The sequence below is a fragment of the Defluviitoga tunisiensis genome (assembly GCF_000953715.1).
GTDB lineage: Bacteria > Thermotogota > Thermotogae > Petrotogales > Petrotogaceae > Defluviitoga > Defluviitoga tunisiensis.
Map to the genome: position 1 here is coordinate 1,712,421 of NZ_LN824141.1, position 19,183 is coordinate 1,731,603.

A 19,183-nucleotide genomic window follows, 5' to 3' on the forward strand; every position below is an offset into this window, starting at 1 on the left:
ACCCCTTAACTCTTAATTTTCTCTAATACTTTAATACCTATACAAACATCAGGGCACATTTGATAACAAAATCCACAACCAATACAATTTTCTATTTTTGAAACTTTTGCATAATGGTACCCCTTTTCATTATAGTTTCTTGAGAATTCTAAAACTTGCTTTGGACAAAACTCTATGCATAGTCCGCAACCTTTACATCTATTTTCATCTATATTCACTATATACCTCTGTTCAATCATTCTTTTAACCTCCAATCTTACAATTTTATTCACATATTAGATTCAAAATTGAAAAATTTATTTTTGAACTTCAATAATCACCTTCAAAAAAAAGTTTTATAGGTAATTTTTCGAACCTTGTTATAAAATTTTCTGAAATTATTTTTGAGATTGCAGTAAATAAAACAGGAACTCCAGTGTCTTTTGAAACACTTTCTAGAATTCTCTCTCCCTCTTCAATTATTGAATTAGTAGTTTCTTCCTTAAGATGTGTATTACATATCAAAAAATCGATTTTCGTCCGTGTTTTTTTCTCAATTTGAAACATACACTTTTTAATATTATTTTTATCCTGCGTATATGGTCTCCTTGTGTTAACAACAAAATAAACAACTTTTTTTGAATTGTCTAAAAAATTTTTTAATGATCCAAGAACGGTAGCTCCTTTTTCATCTCCACCTACATCTAAAACAGTTTTATAATTCGGATTGACTAGATAACCTCCTACCTCTGCAGGTACTATGGGAAGGTCGACATAAATATATTTTTCTGGCGGAGTAATAACAAAAAGATTCATACTTTTTAGCTCTTCTATTTTATCTCTAACCCTAAAGTATGGAGTTACAACATCTAAATCTACTATAGCAACATTTGGATTTTTCTCCTTCAATTTAATTGCAATATTAATAGCTATTTCAGTCTTTCCAGAACCTCCCATACCTATGAAAATGTGGGATTGATAATCATAAAGAATTTGATCCAGCATTTTCTTTTATCTCCTTAAACCATTATTAAAGGCTATTAATAATCTACAGCCTCTTCTTGCCCTCTTAATACCCTTAAAGCAGCATTTGCCAAAGCTTCTTCCTCTTCTTCCCCTGGAAACACATAAATTGGAGCAATAAAAGCTACTTTTTCTTTTATCCAAGGAATCAAAAATTCATTCTCATTTGCTAAACCACCTGTCAACCCTATTGCATCTACTTCAAAATTCAAAACAGCTGACATTTTTCCTATCCATTTTATAATTTGGTGAGCCATAGCTGAATATATTTTTTTGGCATATTCATCTCCATTTTTAATTTTTTCCACAACTTCTTTGGCATTATTAGTTCCTAGATAAGAAACAAGACCGCCTCTTCCTTTTATTAATTTTCTGATATCTGATTCCGGATATACATAATAACAAAGATCTATGAAACCGGTTAACGGTAAAGTTCCAGAACGTTCAGGAGTAAAAGGTCCTTCCCCTTCTAAAGCGTTATTTACATCTACTACCCTGCCTTTTTTGTGAGCGCCAATAGAAATTCCACCTCCAAGATGAACAATAACCAAATTTAACATTTTGTAATCTTTTCCAATCTTTTGACTGATTTTTCTTGCAATAGCTTTTTGATTTAATGCATGAAAAATGGACTTTCTTTTAAAATCTGGATGCCCGGAAATTCTTGCAATATCTTCCAATTCATCTACAACTACAGGATCAGCAATTAATGCTTGAACACCAATTTTTTCTGCAATACGATACGCTATTAATGCTCCCAAATTAGATTCATGCTCTCCATATTTTGCTGTTCTTAATTCATCTAACATTTTTTCGTTTATTTTAAATATTCCGCTTGGAACAGGTCTTAATAATCCACCTCTTCCAACAACCGCAGAAATACTGTTTAAATTAATATTTTCTTTTTCAAGAAATTCTAAAATAGTATCTTTTCTCATTTCGTACTGATCAACAACATTTCTAAATCTTTTAAGATCAGAAATATCATGAGGAATTACTTCTTTCAATACCTCTTTCTCATCTTCATAAACTGCAATCTTTGTTGAAGTAGAACCAGGATTTATAACTAGTATTTTAAACATAATATTCACTCACCTTTAGGACAATAAAATTGATAATGCTATTGAATTTAACTTTGTTTCACTCGAATCAGCCCTAGAAGTAAGTATTACAGGCTTTTTACCCCCAACAACAGAACAAGCCAATTTTGCCCCAGAAAAATATACCAAAGCTTTATATAAAATATTACCTGCCTCTATATCTGGCACAATTAATATGTCAGCATCGCCTGCAACACTACTTACTAATCCTTTATGTTCAGCTGCCTTTTTAGAAATTGCATTATCAAGCGCAAAAGGACCATCTATTGAACAACCTTTTATTTGACCTCTTCTGTTCATTTGAGTTAATACTGCTGCTTCCATTGTTACTGGCATTTTAGGATTAACCTGCTCTAATGCACCCAATATAGCAACTTTAGGTTCCTTATTTTCCAATATGTGTGCAACAGCTACAGCATTATTTATTGTATCTATCTTTTGCTCAAGTGTTGGGGAAATTACCATTCCTGCGTCTGACAGAATTATAAGTTTAGGATAATTTTGAATTTCAAAAATACAAACTAAATTCATTGTTTTTCCACTCTTTAATCCATATTCTTCTTTTAAATAGGTTGATAAAATCTCAGCTGTTGTTATTCTACCTTTCATTGGAAGATTTGCTTCACCTCTTGCTACACTTTCAATAGCCCCAACAACTGATTCATAATCGTTTTTAGTGTTTCTGATTTCTACTTTACTCAGATCTAATTGATTTTCCTGAGTTATTTGTAGGATTTTATCCTTATTTCCAAACAAAATAAAATCACATAACTCTAACTCTATAGCTTGATGAACAGCTTTTAATACTTCAGAATCCTCTGCTGCTGCTACCGAAACAACTTTTTTATCCTTATACTTTCTTATCATTTCAAAAATTTGATCGATTTTTTTTATCACGTTACTTTCTCTCCTTTCCAAACCAAAAATTCTTCTAACTGGTACAGCACTCTTAATGCACCATAAGCTAATCCCTCTAGTTCATAAGATCCTGGATAAAGCATAACTATACCAAGTTTTGCTATTTTATTTTTAACTAATCTAACAAAACATTCATTATTTATAATTTCACCTGTTAGCAGTACTGCATCTATATCTCCTCCTAACACAGCTGCCATCGCCCCAATCTCTTTAGCTATTTGATATGCCATTGCCTCTACAATCAATTTAGCGTTTTTATCTGTTATTCCTTTTTCAACAGCCTCATCCAGTTCTGATGTACCCAAATAAGCAAGTAAGCCACCATTTTCTATAAATCTTTTTTTTATTTCATTTTCGCTATACTCATTCATATGTTTAAAAATCCAAGTTGTTAAATCAACTAGAGGTAAATCTCCTGTTGTATGAAGGCCGAAAGGTCCTTCGTCAAAAGGATATGTAACATCTATCATTAAACCTTTTCTATGTGCACCTATTGATATATGTTTATCTAAATGTGCAATCACAAAATTACAATCCCAATAATCTTTTTTTAACTTGTTTGATGCATATCGTGCTACTGTTTTCATATTGAGAGCATTGTATCTGCTAATTCTTTCTAATTGAGGTACACCCGCAATTCTGGCCTCTGGAACAAACTCGTCAACAGAGAGAGGATCCGTCATAAAAACTGGGGGTTTTTTATTACTAGTTTCTGAAAGATCAAAAGCTATAAGAGCGCCTAGATTTGCAGGATGTTCTATTGGCGATTTTGTTCTTAAATAATCGACTATAGTTTCATTTACAATATAAGTACCGCTGGGCATTGGTGATAATACACCACCTCTTGCAGCTATAGCATCTAATTCGTTAATTGAAATGCATAATTGATTTAATGAATGTATAACCTGTTTTTTGCGATAATTAAATTGGTCTATAATACTCTCATATGTTAATAAAATTGTTTTATCGTGCGTAATGATTTTTTCAAGAAGCTTGTTTTCGCCTTCAAATAGTGCTATTTTAGTAACATTCCAATCTGGATAAATAACTAATATTTTTTTCATATATGCACCTCCTAAACATATTACACCTTTGGTACTTGTACCGATGCTGGGGAGAGAGCTTCGCCATGGACCTGTTATAAATTCAAATGCTTACTTTTAGAAAATATTCATTTCTAAGTCCTTAATATTACACAAATCTACACCTTATAAATTTTAAATACATACTCATAGGTCATTTTCACAAAGTAAAAAAATTAATAAAAGTTTGTGAATTTTAATTCTTTTGTAATTTTTTCTTATCATTTTAATTATAATTAAATATATCTAAATTGTCAAAGTCATTTATTAGCAATTTGAGGAGATTATGGGCAATTACACACGTTTAAAATCAGTATGAAATAAATTTCATGAAATTTATTTCATACATTTTTTAACTGCTTGATTTAACTTCTTTCTAATAATATTTCGGATTATTCAAAATATCTATCAAACTTTTTAAAATTTTTTGTATCATTTCACAAAGTGACTTTGTTATATTTTAAACATAATATAAAAAGAGCTTGAAAAATTATTCTTCAAGCTCTTAGATTAATAATATACAGATTTCACTAAAAAATTATATTAGATATTACTAGTTATATTTTTTGAATTGATGAAGTGTAATTTTTAAAATCAATCTTTACAATAAACGAATTTTTATCATCTTCTATCAAATATGCTAATTGTTTATCATCGCACTCTAAAAATTCGAAATTTTCTATATCCCCTAAACTTTGTCTAAAATCACATAATTCTTTTACATAATTATAAATAGACATATTCCAACTCTCTTTATTCCAATTAAACGTTCTTCTACAGTCGGGGTCTCTTCCTCCAAACATTCCAATTTCATCACCATAATAGATAACTGGAATTCCAGGAAAAGTAAATTGAAGTGTAAATGCAATTTTGATTTTTTTATCGTTTCTAAGAACGCCCCTGATTCGACTGGTATCATGACTTCCTAACATATTCCAGCATTTATTTAATCTGAGATTTTCCTTATATTTTAGCTGTTTTACAAATGTTTTAGTATCTATTATACCTTTAAGTAAGGTGATCACATTATCCCGAAAAATATAATCCATTGCTCCATCAAACGGGTATTTTTTGAGTAATTCATAAGGTACATCCCAATATTCTCCCACTACAATTATATCTTGGTTTATTCTTTTAGCTTCATTAATTAATTCCGAACAAAAACCAGGTTCAATACACCATGGCATGTCAAATCTCCAACCATCAATTCCTTTAGAAGTCCAAAAATTTACTACCTGTTTTAAATAATTTAATAGATCTTTACTATCATGATTTAATTTTGGTAAATAGTAAATTCCCGCATCTTCGTAATTTGGATGAGGGAATCTTTTTATTGGAAAACCATAGATGTTATACCAATTCCAATATTGTGACTTTTCACCATTAATTTCACAGTCTTTAAAAGCCCAAAAATGGTCCCCTGTATGATTAAAAACTCCATCTAGAAATAATTTAATTTCATTATCGTGTAAAGATTTTAATAGATCCTCAAAATCATACATATTACCAAAGTTTGGGTCAATTTTCATATAATCTTGAGTATCATACTTATGGGGAGATGGAGCTAAAAAAATGGGTGTCAAATAGATGCAATTGACGCCTAATTTTTTCAAATACGGAATTCTATTTTTAATTCCATTCAAGTTACCCCCAAAATGGTCTCTTCTTGTGGGTTTTTCACCCCAATTTTTATATTGTTTGAGATTATTGTTGACTTTATTAAATCGATCAGGAAAAATTTGATAAATTATCATATTATCGTTGTTCAACTCTCTTCACTCCTTTAAACCCGAAGTTGATATTCCCTCTATGAAATATTTTTGAGCTATAATAAAAACAATAAATGAAGGTAAAATAGCAAAAATAGTGGCAGCAGATAATAATTCCCATCTAACACCATATCGCCCTTGAAAGTACGACAAACCTACTTGTATAGTCCTCATTTTTTGAGAATCTGTTATTATTAACGGCCATAGAAAATCATTCCAAGCAAACAAAAACGAAAATAAGATGTTTGTTACCAATACAGGTTTTGATAGTGGTAAAACTATTTGAAAAAATAATCTAAACAAGCCACAGCCTTCCAATCTGGCTGATTCTTCTATACTACTTGGTATCGACAGGAAAAATTGACGAAAAAGAAATATAGCAAAAACACTTGCTGCTCGTGGAACAATCAAAGCTGCGTAGGTATCGTACCATCCTAGATTTTTTATTGTCAGAAAATTAGGAATCATTTTAACAGAATCAGGTATCATCATTGTGATTAAAAAAATTAAAAATAAGGCATCTTTAAACTTAAATTTGATCTTTGCAAATGCATAACCAGCCATCGCTGAAAAGAGAGTCTGACAAATAACTATACCTAAAGACATAATTGTACTATTGATAATGTATCTTGCAAAAGGAACAGAATTCCACGCTTCAATATAATTCTTATAATAAAAATGCGTAGGAATTAACAATGGAGCGGAAAAAATCTTTCCTGGAGGCTTTAAAGAGGTGGTAACGAGCCATAAAAAAGGCATTATAGAGATGAAGGCACCAATTACAAGAAAAATATATATGAATACGTTTTTTACAGAAAAAGATTTCTTATTCAACATTCTTAACCCCTCCACCTGTATATTTCCATTGAACTATCGATAATAAGAAAAGAATAACAAAAATTATTAACGCAACCACAGAAGCATATCCTAAATTGAAATATTTAAAGGCATGCCTATATAGCAAAAATCCCAATACATCAGTCGCTCCTATTGGACCTCCATTAGTCATAGTATATATCAAATCAAAAACTTGAAATGCTTCAATAAAACCTGTGATTATTAAAAACAAAGACGAAGGCAAAAGAAGAGGTAATTTTATATATCTGAAGGCATTCCAACTATTTGCTCCATCAACTTCTGCGGCTTCTAAATAACTTTTTGGAATATCTTGTAAAGCTGCCAAATATATTACCATGCAAAAACCTATCCTCTTCCAAATTCCAACGATAGAAACAGAAAAAAGAGCCCATGAAGTACTATTTAGCCATTGAGGTCCATTAATATTAAAGAAGCCTAATATATTATTTATCACTCCATTATAGGGATCAAATAAATACTTCCAAGTAATCCCTGATGCAACACTGGGTGTCACAACTGGAATAAAGTAAAGTAATCTAAATAAAGACTTTCCTTTAAGGTCCTTATTCAATGCTAATGCAACTAATAAACCAATAAACATTGAAATAAATGTAACTAATAAAGAGTATATTAAAGTTACTATTATCGAGTTTCTCAATTCTGGATCCTTAAAAGCCATAATGTAATTGTTAAATCCTACAAATACTTTACTTTGACTAAACCCATTCCAATCAAAAAAACTCAAAAAAAACGAATAAAACGCAGGAAACAAATTAAAAACAAAAATAATTATAATTGAAGGTAATAAAAAAATTAGCAAAGAGATTCGGTTTCCCTTGAAAAAGTGGTGGGCTTGTGACCCACCAATTTTTTTTGACATCCAATCACTTCTTTCCCAACAATAAATCTACTTGTGAAGCAGCTTCATTGAGCATTTTTTCCGGAGTTCCTTTTTTGTATACTGCACTTATAATAGCTTTTGAAACTATATCAGAAACTTGAGAATATTCTTTGATAGGAGGTCTAGCATGTGCATATTGCTGTACTTCTATAAATGGTAATAACAATCTATTTGTATTTTTTATATAAGCATTATAACCTTCATTTGTTGCCACAGATTTTTTTACTGGAATAAAACCAGTAGCTTTATCCCAATCTATCTGAACTTCTGTACTAGTAAACCATTTTATAAATTCCCAGCAAGCATCTTCTTTTTCTTTAGTAGTTTTAAAAACAAATATCTGTTCTCCACCCATGTTAGTAGCTGGGACTCCATTTTCAGGATAAGGAAAGACAGCACTACCTAATTCAAAATCTACCTGAGCAGGGAAAAATTGTGTCATCCAAGAACCATCCATAACCATAGCGGCTTCTCCACGACCAAATAGTCCCCAAGGAGCTATTGGAGATATTTTATAAGTATTAGTTAAATCAACCCAAAATTGTAGTGCTTGAACTCCAGCTTCTGAGTTGAAAGAAGATTTTCGATAATTAGAATCAGAATCCAAAAATTCTCCCCCAGCTTGCCAAAGAAAAATTTGCCACTGCCAAGTTGTCCCCTCTCCTCCGTCTAAATATAACTCGTAACCAAAATTCCCTGTTTTTTCTTTAATTATTTTCCCATACTCAATGAGTTCATCCCAGGTTTTTGGAGGCTGTTCTGGATCTAGACCTGCTTTTTTAAATAGCTCTTTATTCCAAAACAAACCTAGATTACTAGAACTTACTGGTAAACTAAATAACTTATCTTCAATTTTTCCATAAACTAGTGTGTTTTCATAAAAATCATTTAAATCATAGTTTTCTTTTTTTACATATGGCATTAAATCAATTACTTTTCCAGTATCAAGTATTAAAGGCATCCCAATTATGTCGGAAATTGCAAGTTCTGGTGTTTGTCCCGATAGTACTGAAAGTTGAATCTTTGTTAGCAAATCCGATCCTGGTATAAAAACTGGTTGTACTTCAATGTTAGGATGAGAAGTATTAAATTCTTGTATCAAAGATTCTAGTTTTTTCCCGTTTTCTCCATCCCAATAGTGCCAAAAAACTAACTCTGTTTTAGCGAACATAAACACACTTAAAACTACTATAACTAGACATAAAAAAACTTTTTTCATCTACTTTTTCCTCCTTTTAATTTTTATGTATCTTGCTTCCCTTAAGCTGATGTCCTTCTAATTACCAAAGGATCAAACTTTATGGACTTTCTTGAAGTTAAGGAATATTTTTCATTAATTTTATCCAGAAGGATATTGGTAGCTAGTTGACTCATTTCTTCTATTGGTTGTTTAATGGTTGTTAGCCCTATATTTTCTGTCCAAGGCTGTCCATCAACTCCAACTATGAATATATCTTTCCCAACTTCCAAATTAAGGTTATTAGCTGCCAAAATTAATCCATAACCAAATAAATCTGTAGTTGCGAAAAATCCAACAGGAAATTTTTGAACTTTTTTTAATATCGACATAGCTTCATTTAATGCATAATGCAAATTTAATTCACTATGAAATATTCTTTTTGATGAAATTGAGATATTGTTTTTTATTAATACCTCTTCAAAACCTTTAAACCTCTTTTTAAACACATCTGAGGTAAAAACAGTATCTGGTTCTATAAAAGTCATAACGTATAAATTGTCTGTTTTTTCAAGGAGGATATTCGCTGCAATTCTTCCAATTTGATTGTTATCTATATACACGCAATCATAATTATTAGATTCCATGTCTATCAAAACAACTGGTTTTTCTGTAGGTACAATCCCATCTTTAAATAGTTTCTTAACAGGAAGCGAAGACATTAGAATTCCATCTGAATGGTATAAAATTGAGCTTTTTTCCATAAACTTTTTTAATCTATATTCAGAAAGTAAGGGGAATATAGAGCTTTCATAATTATTTTCTATTAACACACAATCTACCGAATTAATTAACCTATCATAAAAATCGGTTCTTATCATAGGAACTACTATAGAAATAGAATTAGTTTTTCCTGAGACGAGCCCTCTTGCATAAGTATTGGGAACATATCCTAGAGTTTCAATAGCTTTAAGAACTTTTTGCACATTCTCCTTAGAAACATTTTTTTCTCCATTAATTACTCTTGAAACGGTTCCAACTGATACATTAGCCTCTTTTGCTACATCTTTAATGGTAATTCTTGACATAATTGACCTCCTTATTAAAACGTTTCATCGCTCAATTCATTATATCTTTTCTTAATTTTATAGTCAAGCATGAATATTCCTAAATAATAGTCATTATCTTGAAATAAGTTTATTTAGAGTTAAATAAATTTAAATTTCTTTATTTTTGTGCATTTTCTTTAACTTTTTTTAATATTCATACATATTTTTGTGTTAGAATAAATATATTATTATAATCTATTTTCTATAAGACATACATTTAAGAGGTGATTTTTAATGTGGGAAGAAGTAAAAAATATCGATCCAGATGTTTATAACATACTGATTAAAGAACTTAAAAGACAAGAATATGGCTTAGAGCTAATAGCCTCTGAGAATTATGTTTCAAAGGCTGTTTTACAAACTATGGGAAGTATCTTTACTAATAAATATGCTGAAGGATATCCTAGAAAAAGATATTATGGGGGATGCGAATTTGTAGATGAATTAGAAACTTTAGCTATTAATCGAGCAAAAGAGCTTTTCCATGCACAATATGCTAATGTTCAACCGCATTCAGGATCACAAGCAAACATGGCTGTCTACTTTTCTCTTATGAAACCAGGTGACACGTTGATGGGAATGTCTCTAAATCATGGAGGACATTTAACTCATGGGGCCCCTGTAAATTTTTCTGGTGTTTTATACAATGTAGTTACTTATGGTGTAGATGAAGAAACTGAGACAATTAATTACGATGAAGTTGAAAAAATTGCGATTTCTTCAAAACCAAAGGTAATAGTCGCAGGAGGAAGTGCATATTCACGTATTATTGACTTTAAAAGATTTAGAGAAATCGCTGATAAAGTTGGTGCATATCTAGTTGTAGATATGGCCCATTTTGCAGGATTAGTTGCTGCTGGAATTCATCCTAATCCCGTAGAATACGCTCACGCTGTAACTTCTACAACGCATAAAACACTTAGGGGGCCTAGAGGTGGACTAATATTAACTAATGATAAAGATATTTCAAAAGAAATAAATAAAGCAATTTTTCCCGGTATGCAAGGAGGACCTTTGGAGCATATAATAGCAGCAAAAGCTGTAGCGTTTAAGGAAGCAATGAGTGAAGATTTTAAACTATATCAAACTCAGATTGTAAAAAACGCTAAAAAATTAAGCAATGAGCTTTCGAAAAAAGGCATGAAGATTGTTTCTGGTGGAACTGATACACATTTATTTTTGATTGATTTATCAAACCTAAACATTACCGGTAAAGCTTTAGAAAAAGCGTTAGGAGAATGCAATATAACAGTAAATAAAAACACTGTTCCAAAAGAAAAACGTCCTCCCTTTGTAACTAGCGGAATAAGAATTGGTACTCCTGCTGTAACTACCAGAGGAATGAAAGAAAAAGAAATGTCAATAATAGCAGATCTTATAGTAAAAGTAACTATGAATATAAAAGACGAAGATGGTAATCTTGACAAAGATTTGATTGACGAAGTAAAAAGTGAGGTACTATCGCTCTGCCAAGATTATCCTATGTATGTAGATCTATTAAAATAATCAACTTATTTAGTAGTAATTTATAATTAAGTCATCTAGAATTTTACGTGCAACTGGGGCTGCTGTGTCTGACCCCATACCCCCATATTCAATAAAGACAACTATTGAATAATGGGGATTATTTGCTGGCAAAAAACCTGCAAACCATGAATGAGAGTGTTTCTCTCTATCAACTTGTGCAGTTCCTGTTTTTCCTGCTACAGTAATTGGAAAATCTTTAAAAGCAGGAAAAGCAGTACCTTGTTCGTAAGTTGGTCCCTCAAAAGTAGTAACTTCAATCATTCCTTGATAGATATATTTTAAATAATCATTGTTCAATTCATATTTATCTATCAAAATAGGTTCATATTTATTTATAATATTTCCTAAAAAATCTTCTTCTTTCATAAATAAATTAAATTTATAATAAGTGCCTCGTGTAGCTAAAATGTTGTACATCCTTAAAATTTGTATTGGTGTCATAGTAGTTGCACTCTGACCTATATACACTCTAAGAGTTTCTCCAGGGTACCATACCTCTCCCAAATTATCAAGCTTCCACTTTCTTCCAGGAAAATTACCTCTTTTTTCAAAAGGAATATCTATTGAAGTGGGTTCAACTAATTTAAATTTATCCGCATACCCTTCTAAATAATCGATACCTAAGTTTTCACCCAACCAATAGTAGTAACTATTAACAGAAGCTCTTATTGACTTGATCAAATTAGTCTCTCCATGACCCTGGGGGTTCCAATCTTCAAGTTGATCAATAATTACGCCATTAGCATTTTTTAAATAATAGATTCCTGTTGAATTAATTGTTGCATATGGTGATACTCCTGCTTCTAACGCACTATAAGCTATAAAAGGTTTGATTATAGAGCCTGGCGGGTAGCATGATGAAACAGCACGGTTAACTAATATTTTATTTTTATCATTTAAAATCTTTTTATATTCTAAACTGTTCATACCTTCTGAAAACATATTAGGATCGGGTGAAGGATAACTGACAAATACTAATATCTCGCCAGTATTCGGATCTGAAATAAGAATCACACCATTATGATTAGAATCTTTCATATAGTTATAAGCCTTAATTTGTAAGTCCAAATCTAAACTCAAAACAATATTGTTTCCAGGAATTGAATGAGTTTTTTCAACTAATTGTGTACTGCCTTTACTCGAAGACATTATTAACATATTATATCCATAATTTCCTCGTAATTTTTCATCATAGACCATTTCTAAACCTGTTCTAGGATAGCCTTCATTGTCTACATATCCTAAAACATGATATAACGATTCATGAGCATATTTTCTTAAGTATTTTTCCTGTACCACTAGGTTCGAATCAAGATTAGCTATTTTTAAGGCTTGCACAGAGTTTATATTCAAAATAACTTTCTTTTGAAAATTCAATTTATCTATTACAGTATTGGGATTATCTACTGAATCTTTTAAAATCGAGTATAATTTTTTCTCGGTATCTTCTTTTAAAATACCCCCCAAATTGGAAATTTGATAAATTTTTTCATTCCAAGCCAATAATTTACCATTTCTATCATAAATTTTGCCTCTTTCTGGTTGTTCAACTAAAATTCGTGTACTTATATCTTGTACTTTTAAGGTGTACTGTTCCCAATCTACTACTTGAAGTTGAAAAGAACGTAAGAACATTAAACAGAAAGAAATCAGAAATAGTAAAAATAATAATTTAACTCTTTTCTCTTTCATTTATCATCAACCTCATGTTTACAAAATAAGCAATTGTCATTATTATCAATCCAATTATAGACGAAGAAAAAGATTTAGTTATTAAGCTTAAATAGAAAGAAAGAATACTAAAAATAAATATATCTTTAAAATAATTCATTTTAAAATCTTGAAGAAGTAAAATTAATAATAAAAAAATAGAAAAAAAGATAATGGATATAAAATTTAATTCGAATCGTGAACTAAAATAGAGGATTGTATATAAAAAGGTAAAGTATAGAGGGAATAAATTTGTTTTTTCAAATTCAATAGTATAAACAGCAAAAATAGGGAAAATAAAACACAGAGTTTCTCCGAGCCATCTATCAAACGATGCGGTAAATAAGGCTAAAAGCAAATAAATAATGAACTTCATAAATTCATCTCTCTCTTATACTAAATTAATATGGAAAAATATATACAAGATAGCTTTGATTTCTAAAGGGCTTAAAAAGATAAAATTCACCATATTTTGAAACTAGATCTCCAATTAGAAAAGTGTTTTTACTACTTTCTTCACTTATATAAAAAGGTAAATCTAAAAGAAGCTTTAAATTATCTTGACTCAAAATATAATTATCGGGTATCTCAACAAGTAAATCTCCATGATTCTCTTTTATTAAAACGTCCAAATTCTCTACTCTTCCAAATAATATTTGATTTCCCCAACCAATTTTTCTAACTAAAATATTGTTTGAATAAACTTTTTCTACAAATCCTAACAAAATACCCTCTTCATTCACTACCAAGTAATTTTCGTCAATGTTATTATCTCTAGTTAGCACTGTAAAATTCCTATTTGTTTCTCTTAAAATTATTCCATAGTATATGCCAATACCTTTATCTTCAACGTTTTTATCTTCAACTATAAAAAAAGGATTCCTTTGAACTGATTGTAAAACACTGTTTAATATTTCTTCACTCACACTTCTTGATTCTATTTTTGAATAAAGGCGTGAAAACAAATAATTACCTGGAAACATTATAATTTCCACTATGTTTGAAGAAGCATTTATAAATAGATTAAAAAAAATTGTAATAAAGATTAATAACGTTAAAAATAACAAACCTGCATGTCTCATTTTATAGCTTTCAAAGCGTTCTTAAAATATTTATTTTATCTATAACTAATCCTGCACCTCTTGCAACACAGGTTATTGGATCATCCGCCACAATTACCCTAATAAATGTTTCCTTTTCAATAAGTTCTTTCATGCCTTTTATCATGGCACCTCCACCTGCAAGAAATATACCTTTATTTACTATATCATATAATAACTCTGGAGGAGTCTCTTCTATAGCTGATTTAATATTTTCAATTATCTTTCCAACAGAATTTTTAATTGCCTGTCTAACTTCATAACCAGAAACCTGAATAGTTTTTGGTAAACCAGATAATACATCTAGTCCCACTATTTCCATGCTCAACTTATTATTCTCGTCACTATCATATACATTACCTATTTCCATTTTTATCCTTTCGGCTGTTTTTTCGCCGATAACTATGTTATATCTTGTTTTTATATAATCCATTATTTCTTGATCCATTTGATCTCCTGCTACTCGTAGTGATTTAGATAATACGATATTTCCAAGAGAAATAACTGCTATTTCTGTTGTCCCTCCACCAATATCTACAATCATATTACCAGATGGTTCTTCCACATCTAATCCTGCGCCAATAGCTGTCGCCATAGCTTCTTCTATTAAAAAAGCCTTACTTGCACCTGCATCTAAAGCAGCCTCTCTCAAAGCACTTTTTTCAACCTCGGTTGCCCCTGTCGGAACTCCAACAACAACAACTGGCTTTAGGATAACAAAGTTACCAACTGCTGCATTAATATAATATTTTAACATAGCAACTGCCACGTTGTAGTCAGCTATCACGCCTTCCTTTAAAGGTCTAATGGCAAAAATATTAGCAGGTGTTTTTCCAATCATCTTTTTAGCTTCGATACCAACACAGATTATCTCGCCATTATCCCGATTAAGAGCAATAACGGAGGGTTCATTTAAAATAACTCCTTTTCCTTTCATATATACAATTGTATTGGCTGTTCCTAGGTCTATGCCAAGGTAACTCCTCATATAAGATTTCATATTCTAAAAAATCCTCCTTAGGTCTTATTGTAATTTTTATTTAATCAGGAAAAAGATAAAAAATTATTTTTTATATCTATATTAGTATAACACAGAAAAAATATATTTGAGATTTTAGCAACATAAATTTAAATAAATGTGATTGACAAAAACATAGAAAAAGTTTATAATATTAAACAGATAGTTTAATATATAATATTTTTAAAAAATGAAATTTGTATAGGAACACCGCATTTGGAGGTATTTTTATGAAAATCGGTGAAAAAATAAAAAGTTTAAGGATTATGAGAAATATGACTCAAGAAGAATTAGCTGTAAGATCAGATTTAACAAAGGGTTTTATTTCTCAAGTTGAAAGAGACTTAACTTCCCCGACTATAGAAAGTTTAGAAATGATTTTAAGGGCTCTTGGAACAGATTTAAAGGAATTCTTTTCAAATCTAGAAAACAAAGAAAAAGTTGTTTATACAAAAGAGGATAGAATTCCTATATATGATACTCCTGAAGGTGTTTATGAAGAACTCTTGTTAACAGCTAGCGATCCAAAAAATATTGAACCTTCTTTTATTATACTTGATCCAAACAAAGCAACGGAAATTGAAAAGCCTCATGAAGGAGTAGAATTCGGGTTTGTTATTGAAGGTACAATTGAGCTTCATTTAAACAAAGAAACATATATAATAGATACTGGAGAATGTTTCTTTTTTACACCAAATAAGAAACACTACATAAAAAATAAAAGTAAAAATCAAAAAGCAAAATTTATTTGGATAGAAATATTTTAAAGGAGGAGTGAGAGATGGCAAAATTTTTAGGTAGGCATTTAATAGCTGAGCTATATGATTGTGACGAAGAAATACTAAACAACGTTACTGAAATTGAATACCAAATGACTAAAGCAGCTATTGAATGTGGGGCAACAATTGTAACATCCACCTTTCACCGTTTTTTACCTCATGGAGTGAGCGGTGCAATAATAATTTCGGAATCCCATCTAGCTATTCATACTTGGCCTGAATATAAATATGCCTCGTTGGATATCTATACATGTGGAGATTCCGTTGATCCCTGGGTAGCTTTTAATTATTTAAAAGATGCTTTTAAATCTGGTAGGCAAGAAGTAATTGAAAATAAACGTGGCATGTTCGAAACTATTGGAGTTCCAAATGATTCATTACATAAAGTTGAGGTGAAATAATGTCAGAAAAGGTTTATCCCCCTTTCATTTTTAATGAGTTTGATAGAATAAACAAATTTGGTTTATTTATGGATGTTGAAAAGGTCATTTATTCTGGGGTCACTAAATTTCAGAGAATTGATATCTTCGAAACTAAGGCATTCGGAAAAGTATTCACGCTAGATGGAGTAACGATGACCAGGGATTCAGATGAGTTCGTATATCATGAGATGATCTCTCACGTTCCTCTATTTCTCCACGAAAATCCTAAAAAAGTGCTTGTAATAGGTGGAGGGGACGGTGGAACAGTTAGAGAAGTTTTAAAACACCCTTCTATAGAAAAAGTTATTATGTGTGAATTGGACGAAGAGGTTGTGGAAGCAACCAAAAAATATTTACCTAATTTGTCCTATGAACTTAATAACCCTAAAGTTCATCTTGTATTTGAAGATGGTAGTAAATTCATAAAAAACTTTAATAATGAATTTGATGTAATTATAATTGATTCAACTGATCCCACTGAAGGTGGAGGAGGCGCTCTTTATACAGAAAGTTTTTACCAGGATTGTTTTAAAGCACTCACGGAAAATGGTGTCTTTACCGCTCAAACGGAAGATCCTTTCTTAAAGAAAGAGTGGATGGTCAGAGCCTATAAAAGTATTAGCTCAGTATTCAACGTTGCTAAACTATACTTAGGGTTTGTTCCTCAATATCCCCCAGGCACATGGTCATGGACATTTGCATCAAAAAATATAGACCCAATAAAAGATTTTAATCCAGAAAAAGTTAGGAACTTTGATAAAGAATTAAAGTACTATAATGAGGAGATGCATGTAGCTTCTTTTGCATTACCTAATTTTGTAAAAAAGATGATAAAAGATATATAAAAAACTTCGCTTATTTTAGCGAAGTTTTTTATTATTTATTTTATATATATCTTATCCCTGTTAAAGTACCTTTCGAGAAATAAGACTACGTAGTTTAACATTTCCTCCTTAAGATCTTTCGGATAAGAAGCAACACCTTCAACAGTTTCGTAAGGAAAGAATGAAATGGGAGAATTAGAAAAACTTTTCATCCTTCTTAAATAGTTTATAGGTATTCTAAAGACTCCTACGGTTATGGAATTGATTAAATTTATATCTATTTTTGTTACTAAGTACTCCAAAAATTCTTTGTAAATAATTTTCCAAGGCTTCCCGGTGTATATTAGTGGATCTAACGCTAAATTTATTTTCCAATCTCTTTTCAACAGTTGAGATATAGCGTTTAGTCTAGCTTCCAATGAGGGCGTTTTCTTTTCATACTGAACAATAATGTCAGAAGGAGCCAAGCTCCAAGATAATATCAAATTATCTAAAGATTTATATTTTATAAACTTCTTCCACAGAACACTCTTCGTTCTTATTTCCACGGTAATTTTAGGATTCTTCTCAACAAAATTATACCATTCATTTAAAAACGGATAAATTTCATCAAAAATTAGAATATCAGAATCATACGAAATGCTGAGATATAACTTGTTTTTTGTATTAAGTAATCTAGCAATTTCATTAAAATAATCATTCAAATTTACAAAAAAAACTATATTGGAAGATAAATTCATACCTTTTAGATAACAATAATCACAATCAAACAAACAATTTAATATGAAATTGGTGTAGTAAAAGTGTTCTTCTTCAAAATTATGGCATAGTCTAGAACCTTTATAAAAAAATCCTTCTTTTTTTTCTCCTACAATCAAAGAAGGTGATAATTTTTGTAGATATGGATTTTGATTTTTTCTTGAAAATACCTCGTTATAATTCTCTATTCTTACTATCTTACTTCTTGGAAATCTATCAATAATGTATTGAGTTATTGGAAAATCGAACACAGAATTTTCAATATATATATGAGAAAATGAATTAGCTATATAGTTGGTGTTTGATTTGATCAAAAATTACATTCCTTTCTTTTGAATTTTCAGGCTTAATTATTAAGTAATCTTTTAAGAAAGCTGGTTCACAACGGTTGTGAGATTTATAAAAGCAATAGGCATTTTTTAATTGTTCTTGTTGAGAAAACGTCAATTTTAAAGAATTTGATACTTCCTCTATCAGTTCAAGATCTTCTCTTTGAAAAAAAGGAGGATTGTTTTTTAGAAAAGATTCGGTTACATCAACAAAATTAATTATTGTTTCTATTTTGTTTTTTACTAAATTTTTTACAAATCCTCTGGAGATTCTTTCATTACTTTTTTCGTAAACCAGATCAGACACAATCTTAAGAACATAAATTTGGTGAGTATACAAAAACTTTGAAGCCATTTTAAAAGCAGCTGAAGCCTCCATGTCCACGAGATCTTCTAAAAAATCATATTGTTCATCCAGGTTATTTATAGTTTGTATGGATGCCTCATATAATCCGTAATCAATCAAAATATCTGTAAAGAAACTTTTTCGCATTTCATAGTCTAGTACTTTATTACATAAAATAAGTTCACCTACAACATATTCTTTTTGTAATGCCCCACAAATACCAAAATTTATAAAAATATCCGTCGAATTAAAATCAATATCTAAATCACTTAAAATAAAAGCTGTAGCACCAGCGGCATTTACCTTTCCTATACCAGAAATTATGAGCCTTACATCGTTAGAAATAAAAATTTCAAAAGGTTTATCATGTATTTTTTTTAATCTATACTTCTTAATTATTTCTTCTGCTTCTGCCCTTAAAGCACATAGGATATTAATCATTCATAACAAATC

General features: G+C 30.4%; 19 protein-coding genes. 4 read left to right on the forward strand and 15 right to left on the reverse strand.

The genetic code is table 11. The annotated features are described in order from the left end of the window. Nucleotides 1-5 precede the first annotated feature (5 nt). The 10 genes from DTL3_RS07805 to DTL3_RS07850 form a co-directional block, all read right to left on the reverse strand. On the reverse strand, nucleotides 6-239 hold the full coding sequence (locus tag DTL3_RS07805) for a 4Fe-4S dicluster domain-containing protein (RefSeq protein ID WP_045088228.1): 234 nt from the start codon (nucleotides 237-239) through the stop codon (nucleotides 6-8). A gap of 70 nt (nucleotides 240-309) precedes the next feature. After that, nucleotides 310-984 (reverse strand): nucleotide-binding protein, encoded by a 675-nt coding sequence (locus DTL3_RS07810; RefSeq protein ID WP_045088229.1) that lies wholly within the window; start codon nucleotides 982-984, stop codon nucleotides 310-312. A 35-nt stretch (nucleotides 985-1,019) separates the two neighbouring features. Further along, the gene (gene buk / locus DTL3_RS07815; RefSeq protein ID WP_045088230.1) at nucleotides 1,020-2,084 is read right to left on the reverse strand and encodes a butyrate kinase; all 1,065 of its coding nucleotides are present in this window, start codon (nucleotides 2,082-2,084) and stop codon (nucleotides 1,020-1,022) included. Nucleotides 2,085-2,099: 15 nt separating this feature from the next. Next, nucleotides 2,100-2,996, reverse strand: a complete 897-nt coding sequence (locus DTL3_RS07820) for a bifunctional enoyl-CoA hydratase/phosphate acetyltransferase (RefSeq protein ID WP_045088709.1) — start codon at nucleotides 2,994-2,996, stop codon at nucleotides 2,100-2,102. Then, nucleotides 2,996-4,084, reverse strand: coding sequence for a butyrate kinase (buk, locus tag DTL3_RS07825; protein WP_045088231.1), 1,089 nt, complete (start codon nucleotides 4,082-4,084; stop codon nucleotides 2,996-2,998). Before buk (DTL3_RS07825) ends, DTL3_RS07820 begins: the two co-directional genes overlap by 1 nt. A 575-nt stretch (nucleotides 4,085-4,659) precedes the next feature. Then, on the reverse strand, nucleotides 4,660-5,871 hold the full coding sequence (locus DTL3_RS07830; RefSeq protein ID WP_052670439.1) for a glycoside hydrolase family 13 protein: 1,212 nt from the start codon (nucleotides 5,869-5,871) through the stop codon (nucleotides 4,660-4,662). Nucleotides 5,872-5,877: 6 nt separating this feature from the next. Next, nucleotides 5,878-6,708, reverse strand: coding sequence for a carbohydrate ABC transporter permease (locus DTL3_RS07835; protein WP_045088232.1), 831 nt, complete (start codon nucleotides 6,706-6,708; stop codon nucleotides 5,878-5,880). Then, the gene (locus tag DTL3_RS07840; RefSeq protein WP_231854005.1) at nucleotides 6,698-7,474 is read right to left on the reverse strand and encodes a carbohydrate ABC transporter permease; all 777 of its coding nucleotides are present in this window, start codon (nucleotides 7,472-7,474) and stop codon (nucleotides 6,698-6,700) included. The genes DTL3_RS07835 and DTL3_RS07840 overlap by 11 nt, the downstream gene beginning before the upstream one ends. A gap of 139 nt (nucleotides 7,475-7,613) precedes the next feature. Next, nucleotides 7,614-8,849, reverse strand: a complete 1,236-nt coding sequence (locus tag DTL3_RS07845) for an ABC transporter substrate-binding protein (protein ID WP_045088234.1) — start codon at nucleotides 8,847-8,849, stop codon at nucleotides 7,614-7,616. A 41-nt stretch (nucleotides 8,850-8,890) separates the two neighbouring features. Next, nucleotides 8,891-9,895 carry a LacI family DNA-binding transcriptional regulator gene (locus DTL3_RS07850; RefSeq protein WP_045088235.1) on the reverse strand — a complete coding sequence of 335 codons (1,005 nt, stop codon included), beginning with the start codon at nucleotides 9,893-9,895 and terminating at the stop codon, nucleotides 8,891-8,893. Nucleotides 9,896-10,150: 255 nt separating this feature from the next. Between DTL3_RS07850 and glyA the strand changes: the two genes are divergently transcribed. Then, nucleotides 10,151-11,422: a serine hydroxymethyltransferase gene (glyA, locus tag DTL3_RS07855; protein ID WP_045088236.1), complete on the forward strand. Its 1,272-nt coding sequence runs from the start codon at nucleotides 10,151-10,153 to the stop codon at nucleotides 11,420-11,422. 9 nt (nucleotides 11,423-11,431) lie between these two features. On the opposite strand, the gene DTL3_RS07860 is transcribed toward glyA, so the two are convergent. The 3 genes from DTL3_RS07860 to mreB all read right to left on the reverse strand — a co-directional run bounded on the left by DTL3_RS07860 (nucleotide 11,432) and on the right by mreB (nucleotide 15,253). Further along, the gene (locus DTL3_RS07860) at nucleotides 11,432-13,135 is read right to left on the reverse strand and encodes a penicillin-binding transpeptidase domain-containing protein (RefSeq protein WP_045088237.1); all 1,704 of its coding nucleotides are present in this window, start codon (nucleotides 13,133-13,135) and stop codon (nucleotides 11,432-11,434) included. Nucleotides 13,136-13,554: 419 nt separating this feature from the next. Beyond that, complete coding sequence (locus tag DTL3_RS07870) at nucleotides 13,555-14,235, reverse strand: hypothetical protein (protein WP_144403505.1); 681 nt, start codon at nucleotides 14,233-14,235, stop codon at nucleotides 13,555-13,557. 10 nt (nucleotides 14,236-14,245) lie between these two features. Beyond that, complete coding sequence (mreB, locus tag DTL3_RS07875; RefSeq protein WP_144403506.1) at nucleotides 14,246-15,253, reverse strand: rod shape-determining protein; 1,008 nt, start codon at nucleotides 15,251-15,253, stop codon at nucleotides 14,246-14,248. Nucleotides 15,254-15,501: 248 nt separating this feature from the next. Between mreB and DTL3_RS07880 the strand changes: the two genes are divergently transcribed. The 3 genes from DTL3_RS07880 to speE are packed head-to-tail and all read left to right on the forward strand — an operon-like array spanning nucleotide 15,502 to nucleotide 17,317. Next, nucleotides 15,502-16,038 (forward strand): helix-turn-helix domain-containing protein, encoded by a 537-nt coding sequence (locus DTL3_RS07880; RefSeq protein WP_045088240.1) that lies wholly within the window; start codon nucleotides 15,502-15,504, stop codon nucleotides 16,036-16,038. Nucleotides 16,039-16,052: 14 nt separating this feature from the next. Beyond that, on the forward strand, nucleotides 16,053-16,451 hold the full coding sequence (gene speD / locus DTL3_RS07885; protein WP_045088241.1) for an adenosylmethionine decarboxylase: 399 nt from the start codon (nucleotides 16,053-16,055) through the stop codon (nucleotides 16,449-16,451). Continuing rightward, on the forward strand, nucleotides 16,451-17,317 hold the full coding sequence (gene speE, locus DTL3_RS07890) for a polyamine aminopropyltransferase (protein ID WP_045088242.1): 867 nt from the start codon (nucleotides 16,451-16,453) through the stop codon (nucleotides 17,315-17,317). The genes speD and speE overlap by 1 nt, the downstream gene beginning before the upstream one ends. Before the next feature lie 35 nt (nucleotides 17,318-17,352). Here speE and DTL3_RS07895 read toward each other — a convergent pair whose 3' ends face one another. Together DTL3_RS07895 and DTL3_RS07900 are read right to left on the reverse strand one after the other, a co-directional pair. Beyond that, on the reverse strand, nucleotides 17,353-18,369 hold the full coding sequence (locus DTL3_RS07895; RefSeq protein ID WP_052670440.1) for an SPL family radical SAM protein: 1,017 nt from the start codon (nucleotides 18,367-18,369) through the stop codon (nucleotides 17,353-17,355). Further along, nucleotides 18,338-19,171, reverse strand: coding sequence for a 5'-methylthioadenosine/S-adenosylhomocysteine nucleosidase family protein (locus DTL3_RS07900; RefSeq protein WP_045088243.1), 834 nt, complete (start codon nucleotides 19,169-19,171; stop codon nucleotides 18,338-18,340). The genes DTL3_RS07895 and DTL3_RS07900 overlap by 32 nt, the downstream gene beginning before the upstream one ends. Nucleotides 19,172-19,183: the final 12 nt, after the last annotated feature.

Excerpts from the sequence above, each read along its gene's own strand:
- DTL3_RS07850 (WP_045088235.1), bottom strand. The coding sequence starts at position 9,895 with ATGTCAAGAATTACCATTAAAGATGTAGCAAAAGAGGCTAATGTATCA.
- DTL3_RS07870 (WP_144403505.1), bottom strand. The coding sequence starts at position 14,235 with ATGAGACATGCAGGTTTGTTATTTTTAACGTTATTAATCTTTATTACA.
- speE (WP_045088242.1), top strand. The coding sequence starts at position 16,451 with ATGTCAGAAAAGGTTTATCCCCCTTTCATTTTTAATGAGTTTGATAGA.
- DTL3_RS07835 (WP_045088232.1), bottom strand. The coding sequence starts at position 6,708 with ATGTTGAATAAGAAATCTTTTTCTGTAAAAAACGTATTCATATATATT.
- buk (WP_045088230.1), bottom strand. The coding sequence starts at position 2,084 with ATGTTTAAAATACTAGTTATAAATCCTGGTTCTACTTCAACAAAGATT.
- DTL3_RS07845 (WP_045088234.1), bottom strand. The coding sequence starts at position 8,849 with ATGAAAAAAGTTTTTTTATGTCTAGTTATAGTAGTTTTAAGTGTGTTT.
- DTL3_RS07900 (WP_045088243.1), bottom strand. The coding sequence starts at position 19,171 with ATGATTAATATCCTATGTGCTTTAAGGGCAGAAGCAGAAGAAATAATT.
- buk (WP_045088231.1), bottom strand. The coding sequence starts at position 4,084 with ATGAAAAAAATATTAGTTATTTATCCAGATTGGAATGTTACTAAAATA.
- DTL3_RS07810 (WP_045088229.1), bottom strand. The coding sequence starts at position 984 with ATGCTGGATCAAATTCTTTATGATTATCAATCCCACATTTTCATAGGT.
- mreB (WP_144403506.1), bottom strand. The coding sequence starts at position 15,253 with ATGAAATCTTATATGAGGAGTTACCTTGGCATAGACCTAGGAACAGCC.
- DTL3_RS07860 (WP_045088237.1), bottom strand. The coding sequence starts at position 13,135 with ATGAAAGAGAAAAGAGTTAAATTATTATTTTTACTATTTCTGATTTCT.
- speD (WP_045088241.1), top strand. The coding sequence starts at position 16,053 with ATGGCAAAATTTTTAGGTAGGCATTTAATAGCTGAGCTATATGATTGT.
- glyA (WP_045088236.1), top strand. The coding sequence starts at position 10,151 with ATGTGGGAAGAAGTAAAAAATATCGATCCAGATGTTTATAACATACTG.
- DTL3_RS07880 (WP_045088240.1), top strand. The coding sequence starts at position 15,502 with ATGAAAATCGGTGAAAAAATAAAAAGTTTAAGGATTATGAGAAATATG.
- DTL3_RS07805 (WP_045088228.1), bottom strand. The coding sequence starts at position 239 with ATGATTGAACAGAGGTATATAGTGAATATAGATGAAAATAGATGTAAA.